Source organism: Planotetraspora thailandica (assembly GCF_016863335.1).
In the GTDB taxonomy this organism is placed as follows: domain Bacteria; phylum Actinomycetota; class Actinomycetes; order Streptosporangiales; family Streptosporangiaceae; genus Planotetraspora; species Planotetraspora thailandica.
Genome location: NZ_BOOR01000007.1, coordinates 109,665 through 126,091 on the forward strand (window position 1 = coordinate 109,665; position 16,427 = coordinate 126,091).

The following is a 16,427-nucleotide window of genomic DNA, read 5'->3' on the forward strand; positions in this document are numbered from 1 at the left end:
GGACAGAGCGTCGCGCCCCGGCATCGATGCCGGGTTGACGATCGCGCGACGTCCGGGCCGCGGCCCGCTCTGCCGGCCGTATACCGGGTGTCAACGCGTCGTTGACGGCGCGGTAGTGGACTTGGGTCGCAGCCGACATCACCGCCAGAGCGCACCTGCACCTGCACGTGGTGTCCCACGTGTTGGACCTGCGGCACGACCTCGCTCAGGTTGAGCGACCGAATGGTCGGGAGCTCGAGTTTCTTCCTCTATGCGCCCGCCTGTGCGACGGCGGGCCGGCCGCTTGGCACACGCACCATCTACCTGTAACGAGGGTTCGACATGAGACAGCTTTCCGCCGTGACCGTCCACGATCTGCCGGGGCCGCGCGCCCTGCCGCTGGTCGGGAATCTGCCGCAGATGCTGCGCGGCGGCACACCCCATCGGGTGCTGCAGCGGTGGTGCGACCGCTACGGGCCAACATTCCGGGTCACGTTTCCCGCGGGACCGGCGGTGGTGACCGCCGACCCGCTGATCGTCGACACGGTGCTCCGCGATCGACCGGATCGCTTCCGCCGTGGGGCCCGGGTCACACGGATCATCGATGAGGCGGGCGTGCACGGCGTCTTCACCGCCGAGGGCGACGAGTGGCGGCGGCTGCGGCGGATGGCGACCCGGAGTCTCAACGCCTCCTACGTGCGGGCCTACTTCACGACCCTGAGCCGGGTGAACCAGCGGCTGGAGGGACGCTGGTCGGCCGCGGCGGCCGGCGGTGAGCGCATCGACGTCCTGGACGTCATGATGCGGTACACGCTGGATGTCACCGTCGGCCTGACGATGGGCCACGATCTGAACTCGCTGGAGCACCTCGACGACGGGCTGCAGCGCCGGCTGCCCGGCATCTTCCCCGAGATCGGGCGGCGGCTCAACGCACCTCTGCCGTACTGGCGGCTGTTCCGGATGCCACGCGACCGGAGGCTGGACGCCATCGTCGCGGAACTGGACGAACTGGTCCGTGACCGGTTCGAACACGCACGGCGGCGCATGGCGACCGGTGCGCAGCCGGAGAACTTCCTCGAGGCACTGGTGGGCCCCGTCGGCGATGAGCCGTCCTTCACCCACGAGGAACTGTTCGGCAACGTGCTGACCATGATGCTCGCCGGTGAGGACACGACCTCGTCCACGGCCGCATGGGCGATCCACTACCTGGCGCACGACCCGGACGCGCAGCGGAGGGTGCGAGCCGAGGTGGACGAGGTCGTCGGCGCCGGCACGGTCGGCGATCCGGAAACGGTCCGGCGTCTCACGTACACCGAAGCCGTGGTGCTGGAGGCGATGCGGCTGCGTCCGGTCGCACCGCAGCTTGCCGTTGAACCGTTGCAGGGCACCCTGGTGGAAGGTGACGGGCTGTCCGTCGCCGTGCAGGCGGGCACGCCCATCATCGCGTTGACGGGTTATGGCGCCAGAGACGAGACGGTCTTCCCGAACCCCGGCGAGTTCCGCCCGCAGCGGTGGCTGGACGGCTCGGTGGCCGACCGGACGCATGCACCACGGTTCCTGCCCTTCGGCAGCGGACCGAGGTTCTGTCCCGGCCGCAACCTGGCCATCCTGGAGGCGACCCTGATCGCCGCGACGACATGCCGCGACTTCGACATCGCGCCCGACACGTCGGCGGGGCCCGTCGGGGAACGTGCCGCGTTCACGGTCTTCCCGACCAACCTGCGGGTCACGCTGGCACGTCGGCCTTCAGATGGTGCTTCGTGATGGCGCGCCAGAGCACCACTCGTGCCCGTCAGCGGCGCCCGCCGTCCAGGCGGAGGTCGATCTGGTTGGCGGACGGGTTGTCGGTGAGGAACAGGCAGGCGTGTACGGCGTCCGCCGTGGTGGTCAGGTCACGGGCGAGCGTGTCGCCTGCCAGTGCGTCGATCATGGATCGGTCGCCCTGCCAGAACGGGCTGTCGGCGACGATGCCGAGGTGGATGGCGTTGACGCGGATCGGGGCCAGTTCCAGCGACAGCGTCCTGACCATGCCGGTGACGGCGGCGTTGACCGTGGAGACGGTCGTCGAACCGAAGAACGGCGTGTCCTTGGCGGTGCCGCCGAAGAGCAGCACCGAGCCCGCGATCCGGTCCCGCAGCAGGTGCACCATGGTGGTGTAGCCGACGATTTTGACGGTCACCAACTGGACGGCTCGGGCGATGTCGTAGGCACTGACGGTGTTCAGGTCGCGTTCCATTCCGGCGAGCACCAGGGTGTCGACCGTGTCGACGCCGATGGCGTCCAGGTCGGCCAGCGACCGGGCGAGCTCGGTCGGATGGCGTAGGTCGGTGCGGATGCCGTACGCCTCGCCGTCGTTGCCGGTGGTCGCGTTCAGCTCGGTTGCGACCGCTTGCGCGCGTGCGGCGTCGCGTCCCGAGACGATCACCCGGTTGCCCCGCGCCAGGTGGGCGAGGGCGAGTTGCCGCCCGATTCCTCCGGTGCCACCGACAATCACAACGTTCTGCACGACTGTCCTTTCTGTTCAGCGGTCTGCGGCCGAGCCGGCGGCTCCGTCTGGCGCCGCCGGCGTCGGCCCATGCACGGGTGAAATAGCCCGGGGTAGGCGGCCGCCACTCGGTCCACGGGGAATTCGGACCGGGTGGCGGCGGCTCGTCAGGCGGGCTTGATGTTGTGGTTCAGGCGGAACATGTTCGTCGGGTCGACCTTGCGTTTCACCGCGACCAGCCGCTGGTAGACGTCCGGCTGATAGGCCCGCTGTACGGCCTCGGGCGCCACGTCCTCGCCGGCCATGAAGTTGAGGTACATCCCGCCGGTGCTCCACGGCTGCATGCGCCGGATGATGTCGGCCTCGGCCTTCTTGATCGCGGCGGCGTCGGCCGGCGTGCCGACGCTCGCGACGAAGAGCGTGAACGCGGCATCCCGGTTGGACACCGCGTTCGGCTGAGCCGGCTGCCGGCCGAGCGCGCCGCCGAGGTGCCGGATCTCGGTCATCGTGATCGGGAACGACGCTGTGGGCCCGGCCGCCGCGAGGAGCTCGTCGACGGTCTCGGCGGTCAGCTCCTTCAGCAGACCCGTCCGTTCGTAGATCGGAGCTGCGTCGACGGGGTCGGCGTGGATCGTGGCGAAGTCGCTGTACGGCATCTCGTGGACGGCGTCGATGATCGGCTTGGCCGCCCCGCGCAGCGGACCGAGCAGCTTGGCGCCGGACTTCGGGGAGCCGATGTAGGAGATGCGCACGCTGGTGACGAACTTTCCGCGCAGCGGCTCGGGAACGGCGGCCACGTCCGGCATCCGCATCAGCGCCACCGATGAGGACATCTCGTCCGGCACGGTCTTCACCCACTCGCGGTAGGCGTGCAGCACCTTCCCAGCGTCCGCGCCGTCGAACATGATCGCGCCGCCGTAGAGGGTCTTCACCGGGAACAGGTCGAACTCGATCGCGGTGACGACGCCGAAGTTGCTCTTGCCACCGCGGACGGCGAAGAACAGGTCAGGGTCGGTCTCCGCGGTGACGGTGCGAAGCCGGCCGTCCGCGGTGACCACGTCGACGCTGCGCACATGGTCCGCGGCGTAGCCGTAGGCGCGGCCCATGGTCGGGCTCAGCCCGCCGCCGAGCGTGTAGCCGACCACGCCGACGATTGGTGTGGAGCCGTTGAGCGGTGCCAGTCCGACTTTGACTGATTCGTCCACCACCTGTCCCCAGCGCACGCCTGCCTCGGCCCGAGCGACGCGTCGTTGCGCGTCGACGGTGACGCCGCGCATGGCTCGGGTCGTGATCAGCACGGTGTCGGGGCCGATCGGCGCCGATAGCTGGTGGCCGGTGGCCAGCACGGCCACCGGTGCGCCCCGCTCGGCGGCCAGGCGCACGCCGGCCTGAACGTCGCTCGCGTCGGCTGCCGCGATGATCACGCCGGGCTGGGGCGCCATCAAGAGGTTGTACGTCTTGATCTCGTCGGCGTAGCCCGGATCACCGGGGAGCAACGCGCTGCCCTTGAGGCCGGTGGGCAGGCCGGCTCGATCGAAGACCGGCTTGGGCGAGTTTCCGGCCTGCGCTGTCTCCTTCGGGGCGCATGCCGCCAGCAGCGCCGTCAGGCCCACTGCGGCGCCCAGGCCGAGGAGTGTCCGCCGGTTCAGGCTCGGCCGGGCAGTGGGGTCGTGTTCCATGTTGGTTCTCCGATTTCCTGTCGCAGTGCGTCCTGACAGGAGACCCGGCCCGTGTCGACGGACGATCACCGTCCCGTAGGGGCGGCGTTGACGCCGGCGAGACGCCTCGCCGTACGGCTTCAGCGGTCACGCCTCGACCGTCACCGCCGGCACCGGCTGTGTCGACGCCGCGCAGTCAGCGGCGTCGACAGAACGTCCACACGGTGCCAATGCCGCCGCGCTGGGATGAATCCGGCAACGGCGGAGCACGCCGGTGCCACGAGCGGCGCGTCACGCCGTCATTCGAGAGAGGCAACACGGTGACCATCGCCGAGCACCAGCAACCTTCGATCGATCCGTCGGCGCTGGCGGCGCTCGACGCCGAGGTGGCCGGCCCGGTCTTCACGCCCGACGACGAGGGATACGCCGCGGAGTCGGCGACATGGAACCTCGCGCTGCAGCACCGGCCGCTCGTCGTGGTCGGCGCGACGTCGGCCGCCGACGTCCAGGCCGCTGTCCGCTTCGCGGACCGGCACGACCTGCCCGTCGCCGTGGTCGCGACGGGCCACGGTGCGTTCGTGTCGGCCGACGGCGCGGTCCTCATCAGCATGCGGCGGATGACCGACATCCGCATCGACACCGCCACCGCCACCGCCGAGGTCGCGGGCGGGGTGGAGTGGCAGGCGGTGATCGAGGAGGCCGCGAAAGACGGTCTCGCCCCGCTGCCCGGGTCGTCGCCCAACGTCGGGGTGGTCGGCTACACCCTCGGCGGCGGGCTGAGTCCCATGCTCGGCCGCCGGTACGGGTTCGCCGCCGACCATGTCCGGTCCATCGAGCTCGTCACGCCCGACGGAGAGCTGCGTCAGGTCGACGCCGAGCGCGAGCCCGACCTGTTCTGGGCGTTGCGTGGCGGCAAGGGGAACTTCGGCGTCGTCACGCGGCTCGGCTTCGGTCTGGTCCCGGTGACCACGATCTACGGTGGCGGCCTTTTCTTCCCCGGCGAGCACGTCGCGGCGGTGCTGACGGCGTTCCGCGCCGTGGCCGCGTCCGCGCCCGACGAGCTGACGGTGTCGTTCGCGTTCCTGCGGCTTCCCGACCTCCCGTTCGTGCCGGAGCCGCTGCGCAACCGGTTCACCGTCCACGTACGTGTGGCGTACCTCGGCGCCACGGAGGTGGGCGAGCGGCTCGTCGCGCCGCTGCGTGCGGCGGCGCCCACGATCATCGACGCGGTGGGGGAGATGCCGTTCACCGCGGTCGCCTCGATCCACGCCGATCCGGTGGACCCGGTTCCCACGTACGAGCGGTCGGTCCTGCTGCGCGACTTCCCGCAGGAGGCGGCCGACGCACTCGTCGAAGCCGCCGGACCGGCGGTCGACACGCCGGTGCTGATGATCGAGATCCGGCAGCTGGGCGGGGCGCTCGCAAAGGACCCGGCGGTGCCGAACGCGGTCGGCAACCGCGACGCCCGCTTCCAGCTCTTCGCCGCCACGGTCGGCGCGCCGGGCATGGAGGAGACGTTCGCGCCGGCACTCGCCCCCGTGGTCCAGGCGCTCCGGCCGTGGGCGACGGGGGGCGTGCAGGTCAACTTCCTGTCGGCGTACGACGTGGCGCCGGAGCGGGTCAGCGCCGCCTACGAGCCCGCCGCCTACGAGCGGCTGGCGATGCTGAAGCGGCGGTACGACCCGAAGAACCTGTTCCGCGTCAACCACAACATCCCGCCGCAGGCCTGACCACCACATGCGGCCGTGAGGGGGTCCGGCCACGCAGGCCGGGCCCCTTCACCGTGCGGGGGAGCCCGGCCGTCGACCCGAGAGAGGAAGTCTTGTCATGTTCGGATCCTTGGCGCTGGCCGCCGTCGCCGCGCTGGGGTGGGGTGTCTCGGACTTCGTCGCAGGGCTGTGGTCGCGGCGGCTGCCGGTCGTCACGGTGCTGGGCTGGTCGAAGGTCGCCGGCATGGCGGCGGCGGTGGCGGTGGCGGTCGTGGTGGTCGGCCGTGGCGAGGATGTGCCGCGTGACGGGCGGCTGTGGTGGGCGGTGGTCGCCGGGCTGACCAGTGTGCCGGCGATGGGGCTGCTCTATCTCGCCCTGCGCAAGGGGACCATGTCGGTGGTGGCGCCGGTCGCCGCGACGTCCGCGGCGGTGCCCCTGCTGTGGGGGGTGGCGCACGGCGAGCGGTTCTCCGCCGGGGACGTCGTCGGGATGGCCGCGGTGCTGACCGGGGTCACGTTGGTGAGCTGGCCGCGGCGGAGCAGGCGCCACGCCGTCGCGAGGCCGATGACCGCCTCCCTGTACGCGTTCGGCGCGGCCCTCGGGTTCGGCGCGTTCTACGTCATGCTGCACCAGGCCAGCACGGTGGATCCGGGCTGGTCGGCCGTCATCGTCCGCATGGTGGCCGGCGTCGTCGGCGCCGGCCTGCTCGTCGTGTTCGCCGTGGGGCGTTACGTCGCACGGCGCCGAGCAGCGGCGCCCGATCCGGGGGTCGCGACGCCCGTGCACCCTGGGCTGCCCGTGCACCCTGCGCTGAACGTGCGCCCGGGGCCGGAGCCGGCCCGCCGCGGCATCACCGCGGCGGTCGTCGCCGTCGCCGGTGTCGGCCTCGCCGACGCGTCGGCCGACGGAGCGTTCGCCTTCGCCTCGACGCTCGGATCGCTCGGATCGGCGGCGGTGCTGTCCTCGCTGTATCCCGCGGTGACCGTCGTCCTCAGCGTGTGGCTGCTCCGCGAGCGAATCGCGGGCGTGCACGCGTGGGGTGTCATGGTCGCCCTCTTCGGCGGTGCGTTCCTGGCCGCCGGGTGAACCGTACGTTCTGTGTTACGCGGCCCGGCCAGCGAGGTCCGCTCGGCGCCGGACGGCCGTCGAACGCTGTCCGGCTCCCGGAGTGGGGCCAGGGGCTTCGCCGTCGAGGATCTCGCGGTGGATGCGCTGGAGCTCGGGACCCGGTTCGACGCCGAACTCGTCGGCGAGGAGCCGGTGGGCGTCCCGGAACACCGCAAGGGCATCGGCCCGTCGGCCGGACCCGGCCAGCGCCAGCATGAGCAGTTGCCGTGCCCGCTCCCGGAACGGGTGCTCGCCGACCAGCGCCGTCAGTTCCGGTACGGCGTCGCGGTGGTGACCCAGGGCGATCGCGATCTCCTGCCGCCGTTCCATGGTCGTGAGCCGCACCTCGGCCAGCCGTGCGCGTTGCGCCTCGGCGTACCTGCCCGGCACACCGGCCAGTGCCGGCCCGTTCCACATGGCCAGTGCCTGGTCCAGCTCCTCCGCGGCCTGTGCCGCCCGGCCGGCATGCTCGGCGACCGCCGCGGCGTCGAGCCGCTGCTGGAAATCGTGGAGATCGACCGTACGGCTGTTGATCGCGTAGCCCCCGCCGGCTGAACGCAGCAGCGTCGGCTTCCCGGGATCGCGCTCCAGGACGCGCCGGAGCCGGTGGACGTAGGTACGGGTCGTGCCGACCGCCGTGCGCGGTGGCTCGTCGTCCCAGATGGCGGCGACCAGTTCGTCGAGGGTCACCAGGGCGCCGCCGTGGAACAGGAGCACGGCGAGGACCGCACGCTGCTGCGGTGAACCGAGGTCGAGCTCGGCGCCCTCGCGCCAGGCACGCACGGGGCCGAGGACGTTGAACCGGACCGTGTTCGTCATGACAGCCAGTGTTCGCAGCCGCCGACGTACGAGACATCGGCGACATGACGGCGGTTTTGGCGGCAGGCCATTCGGCGCCGCCGTCGGTGGGCGTCCCACCGGCCATTACCCTTGACCCACGTGGGTGGCGTGAGATCGCAACGACTGGTCGGCCGTGAGCGGGAGCTCGCCGTTCTCTGGTCACTCGCCGACGACCTGGCCGCCGGTAAAGGGCGGGCGCTGTGGATCGAGGGTGAGGCCGGCATCGGGAAATCGGCCCTCTGCGACGCCCTCGCCTCCGAGGTCGCCCAAGCCGGCATCCCGGTGGTGCGTGCGGTCGCGCAGGAGCTGCTCCAGCCGTTCCCGCTGCGGCCGGTGATCCAGGCGCTGTCCATCACGACGAGTTCCGCGGATCCGCTGCGCCGGGAGATCGCCGAGCTGCTCAGCGGCGGCGACGACCGGGTGTTCGACGCCGGACTGGCCGCCGCGGAACGCACTCTGGAGCTCATCGATCGGCACTGCGCGGCCGGACCGATGATGCTGGCGTTCGAGGATCTGCATTGGGCGGACCCGCCCACCGCGATGCTGTGGGAACGGCTGGCCGAGACGGTCGACCAGATGCCGCTGCTGCTCGTCGGTTCGTGCCGGCCGTACGCACAGCGACCGGAGCTGCAACGGCTGCGTGACGCCGTCGACTTCGGTGCGGCGACCGTGGTCAGGCCGCAGCCGCTCGACATGGACGACGTTCTCGAGCTTGCCGCATCCCTGCTCGGACGGGCGCCCGACGAGGCGCTCGCCGCCGGGCTCGCGGACACGGGCGGCAACCCGTTGTACGCCCAGGAACTCGTGGCGGGCTGGAATCCGGAGGCGCCGGACGCCCGGCCCGGCTCCTTGACCGCGGCGATCACGCGGCGGCTCGCCCTGCTCGGCGCGCCGACCCGGGAGGTGCTGCGCTCCGCGGCGTTGCTCGGCGAGGAGTTCGCCGTGCCGCAGCTCGCGGCGGTGATCGACCGCCGGCCCGCCGAGTTGGTCGACACCCTGGCCGAGGCGCTGGCCGACGGCACGCTGATCGCGGTAGACGACCGGCTGGCATTCCGCCACGAACTCGTACGCAGCGTGCTCGAGGAACAGCTGGCGCCGCCGCTGCGGGCGGGTCTGCACGCACAGTTCGCCGCCGTGCTCGCCGGTTCCGGCGCCGACGTCGATGTCGTCGCCCGGCATCTGCTCGCCGGTGGCGGCACCCTGGACCGGTGGGCCGTGCAGTGGCTGGCCGAGTTGCCGGAGGCGGCCCTGCTCGCGGCACCCGGGGCGGCGTTGGAGCTCCTCGGCCGCGCGCTGCGCAGTCCGGCCGCCGCCGGGTGGCTCACACCTCTGGGCGTACGGCTGGCCGTCGTGTCCTTCGCGGTCGGTCAGGACGACGAGTGCGAGGCCGCGGCGGCTGAGGTCGCCTCGGCCGACGACCCGGAGGTCCGTGGGCGGATGCTGCTGTACCGGGTCCGGGCGGCCAGCCGGCAGGGACGCACCGCCCAGGCTCTGGACGTCGCCGCGGCCGCGGTGAACGACCCGCGGATCCCCGCCCTGTGGTCCACCCGCATCCGCTCCCGGGCGGCCGGTGTGCTGGCCAAGGAGGGCCGGCACACGGAGGCGCAGGCCGCCGCGGTCCGGGCGCTGAGCGACGCCACCGCACTGGCCGACAGGATCGCAGTGGCGTACAGCCGGCTGGTGCTCGCCCACACCAGCGGCCCTGAAGAGGCGCTTTCACACCTCGAGGACGGGCTGACCGGTCTCGGGTGGGACGCCGAGTCCAACGATCTGCGGATGCTCCTGCTGAACAACAAACTGGCCTGCCTGAACAATCTGGGCCGGCCGGAGGCGTTCCGCGCGGCGGTCCACGAGAGCCTGATCGTGGGCGGCCGGGTCGGTGCGGGCCGGATCGGCCGCGTGGAGACGGCCGCGGCGATGGGTTCGTTCGACTTCGGTGACTGGGACGAAGCGATGGTGCACCTCGATGCCATGCCGCCGGCGCAGCAGCCTGGTGTGACGATGGTCCGGCACGGGCTCACCGCACTGATCGCCGCGCACCGAGAGGATTGGGTACAAGCGCGCCATCACATCGCCGCGGTCGCCGGATTGCCCATCACCGCCGGAGACGTCCGAATACTTAGCGGGTATCTCGTTGCCGCCCGTGCCATACGCGCCGAGGCCGACGGAGATCTGCCGGGTGCCGTCGCCGAGCTGTCGGTCTGGCTCGACCCGGACATGAGTTACGACGCGAAAGAACGGTACATGTGGCTGCCTGACCTGGTGCGGCTGGCGCTCGCCGTGGCGGACGCCGACACCGCCCGGGCGGCTGCCGACAGCGCCGACGCGGACGCGTCCGCATCGTCAGCCCTGCCACGCCAGATCACCGCTGCCGAACTCTGCCGCGCCCTGCTGGACGACGACGTCCCCGCGATCCGACGGACCGCGGAGGTCGCCGCCCAGCGCGGCTGGCTGCTGCTTGCGGCCGCGGCCCACGAGGAGGCGGCGGTGAGGCTGGCGGCCACCGGGGACCTGTCGCCCACCGGAGATCTGGCGGCCGCGCGGGAGACGCTGAACGAGGCCGCCAGGATCTATGCGTCGCTCGGGGCCACCTGGGATCTGCGCCGCGCCGACGCCCGGCTGCGCACCCACGGGATCCGCCGCGGTCCGCGCAGCCTGCACCGGCGGTCCGCCACCGGCTGGGACGCGCTCACACCGACCGAGCAACGCGTCGCGTCCCTCGTCGCGGACGGCCTGTCGAATCCCGAGATCGCCAACGAGCTGTACATGTCGCGGCGTACGGCGCAGACCCACGTCTCCCGTGTGTTGCGCAAACTCGACGTCTCGTCCCGGATGGATCTCATGCGCAGCGTGCACCGCACCAGGTAGCGAGAACCCCGCGCGAACGGTGGCTTGGCTAACCGGCCCGTCGGCGGGTCACGCGCTGTGGCGGTGCGCCAGGGTCGTCAGCCGCGAGCGGCCCAGGACCAGGCGTCTCGCCGGCACCGCGGGATGAAGCGCGTCCAGGCTCGCCTCGGCGATGGTGCGGCCCAGCTGGAGCGCTGCCTTGCGGCGGGCGAACCAGCGGATCAGGGAGTGGTACCTGTAGCGCCGGTAAGCCACCGGCTCCACGAAGTGGGCGTCCACGAGCTCCTCCATGAGGCGCTCGGCTTCCGGCAGCGGGAGCCCGGCGAGCCCGGCCACGTCGGCCGCCGTCACGTCGGCGCCGTCGGCCAGGGAGGCGAGGCAGAACGCCTGCGCGGTCTGCGGGTCGAGGTCGTCGTAGCGGCGTTCGAGGGGCGCCTCCACCAGGTCGCAGTCGGCGTGCAGCGGCACCGGCTGGCGGATCTCCACCCGGAGCCGGTCTTCGATCTCGGCGACACTCCACATCGGACGCGCCAGCAGCCGCTCCGCCGCGACCCGCACCGCGACCGGCACGTGCGAGCACGCCGCGGCGAACCTGCGGGCGGCGTCCAGTTCGGCGGCGATGCGCTCATCGCCGGCGACGCGGCGCAGCAGGTCGAGCGACTCGTCGGCGTCGAAGACGGGCACGGTGCGCCACGCGACGCCGGCGACGCCGGGCAGCCGCCGGTCGGCGGTGAGAACGGTCGCGCATCGAGACCCGACTGGGACGAGGTGGCGCACCTGGTCGGCGCTTTGCACGTGATCGAGCACGACGAGGACGCGCCGGCCGTCGGCGATGCTGCGCCACAGCGCGGCCCGCTCGTGCAGGTCTTCGGGGACGGCAGCGGGCTCGACGCCGAACGCCCGCAGAAACCGGCCGAGGACTGCGGCCGGGTCGACCTGCGCGCCACGGCCGCCGCGCAGGTCCGCGTACAGCTGCCCGTCGGGGAAGCGGTCGCGCAATCGGTGCGCCACGTGGATGGCGAGTGCGCTGGTACCGACACCGGGGAGGCCGGTCAGGCCGATCGCCGGAGCCGACCCGGTGTCGCGCTCGGCGCCGAGTGCGTCCGTCAGCTCCGCAAGAAGTGCCGCCCGGCCGGTGAAGTCGGTGATGTCCGCAGGCAGCTGGTGCGGCGGTGCGGCCACGACGGCAGGCGCGGTGACGGCCGGTGGTGCCGTTGCCGCCGGCGCCGCCGGCGCGGCCAGGGTCGGGTCGGCGACGAGCACCTGCTGGTACAGCTCCTGCAACGCCGCGCCGGGGTCGAGCCCCAACTCGTCGGCGAGCAGCGTGCGGATCTCGTGGTACTGCGCGATCGCCGCCGAGGGCCGGCCGGCCTGGTACAACGCGAGCATGAGCAGCCGCCGCAGCCCCTCGTCGAACGGTTGCTCCTCGACGAGCGCGGTCAGCTCCGCCATCGCCGCCGTGTGCCGCCCGATCTCGATGTCGAGTGTGAGCCGCTCCTCGGCGGCGAGTTGCCGTACGCGTTCCAGACGGGCGCGTTGCACCTCGGCGTACGGCCCCGGCACGCCGTTGAGCGGCTCACCTTGCCACATGGCGGCGGCCGCGCGCAGCCGGTCGGCGGCGGTGGCCGCGTCGCCCTGCTGCCGCACCTCCCGGGCCTGCGCGACGAGGTCGGCGAAGGCAGCGACGTCGAGCGCGCCTGGCTCGACCCGCAGCCGGTAGAGGCCCGCCGTAGACCCCAGCAGCGGCTCGCCGTCGGCCACGAGCACCTGCCGCAGTCGCGACACGTACGTGCGGACCGTCGCCCGCGCAGCCGGCGGCGGCTCGGCTCCCCACACCGCGTCGATGAGCTGGTCGACCGTCGCGGCGCCGCCCTCACGCAGCAGCAGCGCCGCCAGGACCGCGCGCTGCTGCGGCGAGCCCAGCGGCAGTTCGTCCTCGCCGTGCCAAGCCCTGACCGGGCCGAGCACCGCGAAGCGGAGCGCCCGCGTCATCGCCACCCCCTCCCAACCGGCGAAGCCTGCACGCGTAACAGAGCGCACACTGCGTCCCGGGTCACACACGGACATGCGGTTCGTGACACGACGTCAGGTAACAACTCACACCTTTCACGATCTTGGGTTGCCGGGATCGAGCCGGCATGATTGCCGCCCACGTGCGGGCAGCACGGCTCTTCGATGGAGGAGTTCGCCCTCACGGATGCCGGCCCCTTATAAGGCGCCGGACGAGGGTCCAGGGTGTTCCCGCGGGCTCAGGAGCCGTAGACGTGGACCAGTTCGGCGTCAGGGGAGTGCATGAAGGGGCTGTAGTGCTCGCCGAACAGCTTGGCCACCAATGCGCCGCGGCTGCTGACGTCCACCTTGGCGAAGACCGCCTTGAGGTGGTCGCGTACGGTGTGGGGAGACAGGTGGAGCCGTCTGGCGATCTCCGTCGTGCTGTGCCCGCGAGCCACGCATTCGGTGACCTCTCGCTCGCGCGGCGTCAGCGAGTACGCCTCCACGATGATGGGGACGATCTGTCCCGAGGTCGCCGGTTCGATCACCACCGAGACCGGCCCCGGCTGTTTCCGCCGGTCGTGCAACACCGAGGCGTGGATGCTGAACCAGCGTCCGCTGTCGCCGCGGAGCCGTACGACGGCGGGGCCGGACTCGCGTTCGGCGGCGACGGCCCGTGCGCGGGCCACCACCGAGTAGATGGCCGCCGTCCACAGCGAGTTCGAGGGCTTGTCCCAGAGGGAGCCGCACAACTCGCGGAACCAGCGCTCCGCGTGCGAGTCGGCGAGGGTGACCCGGTCGTCGTCGTCGAACAGAGCGGTTCCCGGCGGCTCGGTGGCTTCGCCTGGCCTTCCGCGCTTGCTGGTGACGGCAAGGCCGGCCAGGCTCGGGGCGACCTCGCGGGTCAAGCCTGTGACGTGCCGCAGGTCGCGTTCGTCGAAGGGCGGACGGTCGGCGAAGCGGTACAGATCCACCACGCCCCATGCGCCCTCGCCGATGCGGAATGCGGCGCGCAGGTTGTCGGCGTAGCCCTGCGGACGCATGAATTCCTGGTAGCGGGCGCTGCGGCCGAGGCGCCCGCCGGTGGCCTGGCGGAGCGTGCCCGCGGCGTCGGCTGAGCGCGCCACGTCCCGGAACGTGAGAACGTCCTCCATGCGGAATTCGCGGTGCCAGTAGGACTCGCAGTGCACCGGCTCGATGTTCTCCGCCCGGATCGGCGTGGTCGGTAGCACGGTGGCCGGATCGGTGCCGAACCACGCCGCCGCGTCGTAGGGCACCACCCGGCGCAGTCTGCGCGCGGTCGCCGCGAAAACCTCAACCCCCGTGCCCGCGACCATGTACCCCGGTGCGGACGGGCCCCCCTTGCCCTCCATGCCTCTAGGTTCTCACGCGGTTTTTGTACGGCGCATCCCCTCATTTGTGGGGGGTGGGCGGGGCGGAGAACCCCTTACGCGTGGGATGGGACCGAATGACGTCTCCCGGCACCCTCGATCGGTACGACGAACCCGATCTGGAAGGTCTATCGCGGTGCCTGTCACCTCCTCCGACGATTTGGTGTACCTCACCTCGCTTTTGGACGGCACGCTGATCCTGCCGGGCGATCCGGGCTGGAACGCCGGGCGATCCGCCTGGCAACTGGCCGTGGACCAGCGCCCGGCTGCGGTGGTGCGGGCCAGGTCCGCCGCCGACGTGGCCGTCACACTGGAGGCGGCCCGGGCGTACGGGCTGCGTGTGGCACCACAGGGCAGCGGGCACAACGCCGCCCCGCTCGGCCCGCTGGACGACACGATCCTGCTGCGCACGTCCGAGATGTCGACGGTGCACATCGACGCCGTCCGGCGGCGGGCGCGCGTGGGCGCCGGCGCGGTGTGGGCGGAGGTCACCGAGGCCGCCGCCAAGCACGGGCTGGCCGGCCTTAGCGGCACCGCGGCCGACGTCGGCGTGGTCGGCTACACCCTGGGCGGCGGCCTGTCATGGTTCGCCCGCTCCCACGGGCTGGCCGCCAACCACGTCACCGCCGCCACGGTGGTGACCGCGGACGGCCGCATCCTGCACGTGGACGCCGAACACGAGCCGGAGCTGTTCTGGGCGATACGCGGCGGCGGGGGCGGGTTCGGCGTGGTCACCGAGCTGGAGTTCGCCCTGTTCCCCATCACCGAGGTGCACGCCGGGGCGATGTACTGGCCCATGGAACAGGCCGAGGCCGTGCTGAGGCGGTGGCGCGACTGGACGGCGACCGTCCCCGACTCGGTCACCTCGATCGGCCGGCTCCTCCGCTTTCCGCCGCTGGAGGAGATTCCGCAGCCGTTTCGCGCCCGCGCCCTCGTGGCGGTCGAAGCGGTGGCGCAACTCGACCGGCAGGCCGCCGACGAAGTGCTCGCACCGCTGCGCGAGCTCGGCCCGGAGATCGACACCTTCGCGCCGACCCCGGTCACCAATCTGAACATGCTTCATCTCGACCCGCCCGGTCCCACTCCGGCGACGGGGGACGGGTTCCAGGTCACCGGACTGCCCGACGAAGCCCTGGCCGCGCTGCTGGCGGTGGCCGGCCCCGGCAACGACGTCCCGCTGCTGACGATCGAGGCGCGGCATCTCGGCGGCGCCCTCGCCCCGAACGCGCGCAAGGGCGGCGCGGTGTCCTCGTTGGACGCCGCTTTCGGCCTGTTCTCCGGCGGCATCACGGTCGACGCAGGCTCCGCCGCCGCGGTGCACGCCGCCCTCGACGCCCTTTCCGCGGCCATGGCCCCCTGGCGGGCACCCACCTCGTACCGCAACTTCACCGAACGGCGTACCGCGGGGCTCGCCTTCGAACCCGCGCACGTGCACCGCAGGCTGCGGGAGATCAAGAAGACCTACGACCCGTTGGACGTCATCCGGGCCAATCACCCGGTCCGGCCCTCCTGACGTGCCATCTGACCGAATGACCTTTGTTCTTTTTGGAGTGTGGAATGACGCATCATCAGGTGATCCACGAGGAATGGCTCGCCGGGCGCGAGGGCGACTGGACGGAGCACAAGTCCAAGGTCACCTACCCGTCGAGGGCGCAGGTCCTGGAGCTCGCGGTTGCGCTGGCGCGGCCGATCCCCGGCCACATCATCGAGTTCGGCACCTGGAAGGGCTACTCCACCAGGGTCATCCGGGATGAGCTCTTCCGGTCACGGGTCTGGGATCCGGCACAGTGGAAGAAGCGGATTTACGCCTGTGACTCGTTCGAGGGCCTGCCGGAGTCTTATGAGCACCTGTCCGCCGGCACCTTCGCCACCCCCGTTCCCCGGCTCCGGGGTGTCCGGATCGTCAAGGGCTTCTTCGAGGACTCCCTCACGCACGTGCTCGCCGCCGAAGTCGGCAGGGTCAGCTTCGCGCACCTCGACGCGGACCTGGAGTCGGCGACCACGTGCGCGCTCGACTGGCTGACGCCGCTGCTGGGCGGGGGCAGCCTGCTGTTGTTCGACGAGTTCTTCGGCGAGGACCCGGCCGAGTGCCGGGCCTTCGTCGACTGGACCGAACGCACGGGCATCCGCACGGCACTCGTCGCGGTCTTCGGCAGGGAGCCGAGCGGCAAGGGCGAGATGACGGACCGGCGAGCCCTGTTCCAGGTGATCGGCGACGAACGGTACACCAAGGCGCCGCCCCTGCTCCCCGTACGGCTCCGCCGCAGGCTCGCCTCGACCTGGTGAGCCGGAGCCTCCGCAGCAGGCCGTACGCACCGACCTGCGGGCCTCATGGAACGGCTGCGTTTTACCGCAGGTCAAAGGCCGCGGCGAATAGCGCCGCGGCTGCGCGGTGTCCGTATTTTCTGAAAATCCTTA

Annotated in this window: 11 protein-coding genes; 6 read left to right on the forward strand and 5 right to left on the reverse strand. The window is 71.8% G+C overall.

All coding sequences use genetic code 11. The features are described from left to right. Positions 1-321: 321 nt before the first annotated feature. Positions 322-1,743, forward strand: a complete 1,422-nt coding sequence (locus tag Pth03_RS05565; protein WP_203943034.1) for a cytochrome P450 — start codon at positions 322-324, stop codon at positions 1,741-1,743. Between the two features lie 28 nt (positions 1,744-1,771). Here the strand turns inward: Pth03_RS05565 and Pth03_RS05570 are convergent, their stop codons facing one another. Both Pth03_RS05570 and Pth03_RS05575 read right to left on the reverse strand, forming a co-directional pair. Next, positions 1,772-2,485 carry an SDR family NAD(P)-dependent oxidoreductase gene (locus Pth03_RS05570; RefSeq protein WP_203943035.1) on the reverse strand — a complete coding sequence of 238 codons (714 nt, stop codon included), beginning with the start codon at positions 2,483-2,485 and terminating at the stop codon, positions 1,772-1,774. A gap of 146 nt (positions 2,486-2,631) precedes the next feature. After that, the gene (locus tag Pth03_RS05575; RefSeq protein WP_203943036.1) at positions 2,632-4,143 is read right to left on the reverse strand and encodes an FAD-binding oxidoreductase; all 1,512 of its coding nucleotides are present in this window, start codon (positions 4,141-4,143) and stop codon (positions 2,632-2,634) included. Positions 4,144-4,352: 209 nt separating this feature from the next. Here Pth03_RS05575 and Pth03_RS05580 point away from each other — a divergent pair, with 209 nt between their 5' ends. Together Pth03_RS05580 and Pth03_RS05585 are read left to right on the forward strand one after the other, a co-directional pair. Continuing rightward, positions 4,353-5,852 (forward strand): FAD-binding oxidoreductase, encoded by a 1,500-nt coding sequence (locus Pth03_RS05580; protein ID WP_239118821.1) that lies wholly within the window; start codon positions 4,353-4,355, stop codon positions 5,850-5,852. A 97-nt stretch (positions 5,853-5,949) separates the two neighbouring features. After that, entirely contained in the window at positions 5,950-6,918 is a 969-nt protein-coding gene (locus Pth03_RS05585; RefSeq protein ID WP_203943038.1) for an EamA family transporter, read from the forward strand. 15 nt (positions 6,919-6,933) lie between these two features. Here Pth03_RS05585 and Pth03_RS05590 read toward each other — a convergent pair whose 3' ends face one another. Then, positions 6,934-7,758 (reverse strand): AfsR/SARP family transcriptional regulator, encoded by an 825-nt coding sequence (locus Pth03_RS05590; protein WP_203943039.1) that lies wholly within the window; start codon positions 7,756-7,758, stop codon positions 6,934-6,936. A 120-nt stretch (positions 7,759-7,878) separates the two neighbouring features. Between Pth03_RS05590 and Pth03_RS05595 the strand changes: the two genes are divergently transcribed. Continuing rightward, complete coding sequence (locus Pth03_RS05595; RefSeq protein ID WP_203943040.1) at positions 7,879-10,647, forward strand: helix-turn-helix transcriptional regulator; 2,769 nt, start codon at positions 7,879-7,881, stop codon at positions 10,645-10,647. Between the two features lie 48 nt (positions 10,648-10,695). On the opposite strand, the gene Pth03_RS05600 is transcribed toward Pth03_RS05595, so the two are convergent. After that, positions 10,696-12,618 (reverse strand): AfsR/SARP family transcriptional regulator, encoded by a 1,923-nt coding sequence (locus Pth03_RS05600; protein ID WP_203943041.1) that lies wholly within the window; start codon positions 12,616-12,618, stop codon positions 10,696-10,698. 257 nt (positions 12,619-12,875) lie between these two features. Next, positions 12,876-13,991 (reverse strand): helix-turn-helix transcriptional regulator, encoded by a 1,116-nt coding sequence (locus tag Pth03_RS05605; protein WP_203943042.1) that lies wholly within the window; start codon positions 13,989-13,991, stop codon positions 12,876-12,878. A gap of 154 nt (positions 13,992-14,145) precedes the next feature. On the opposite strand from Pth03_RS05605, the gene Pth03_RS05610 reads away from it, so the two are divergent. Together Pth03_RS05610 and Pth03_RS05615 are read left to right on the forward strand one after the other, a co-directional pair. Then, on the forward strand, positions 14,146-15,522 hold the full coding sequence (locus Pth03_RS05610) for an FAD-binding oxidoreductase (RefSeq protein WP_203943043.1): 1,377 nt from the start codon (positions 14,146-14,148) through the stop codon (positions 15,520-15,522). Between the two features lie 44 nt (positions 15,523-15,566). Further along, on the forward strand, positions 15,567-16,295 hold the full coding sequence (locus tag Pth03_RS05615) for a TylF/MycF/NovP-related O-methyltransferase (protein ID WP_203943044.1): 729 nt from the start codon (positions 15,567-15,569) through the stop codon (positions 16,293-16,295). Positions 16,296-16,427: the final 132 nt, after the last annotated feature.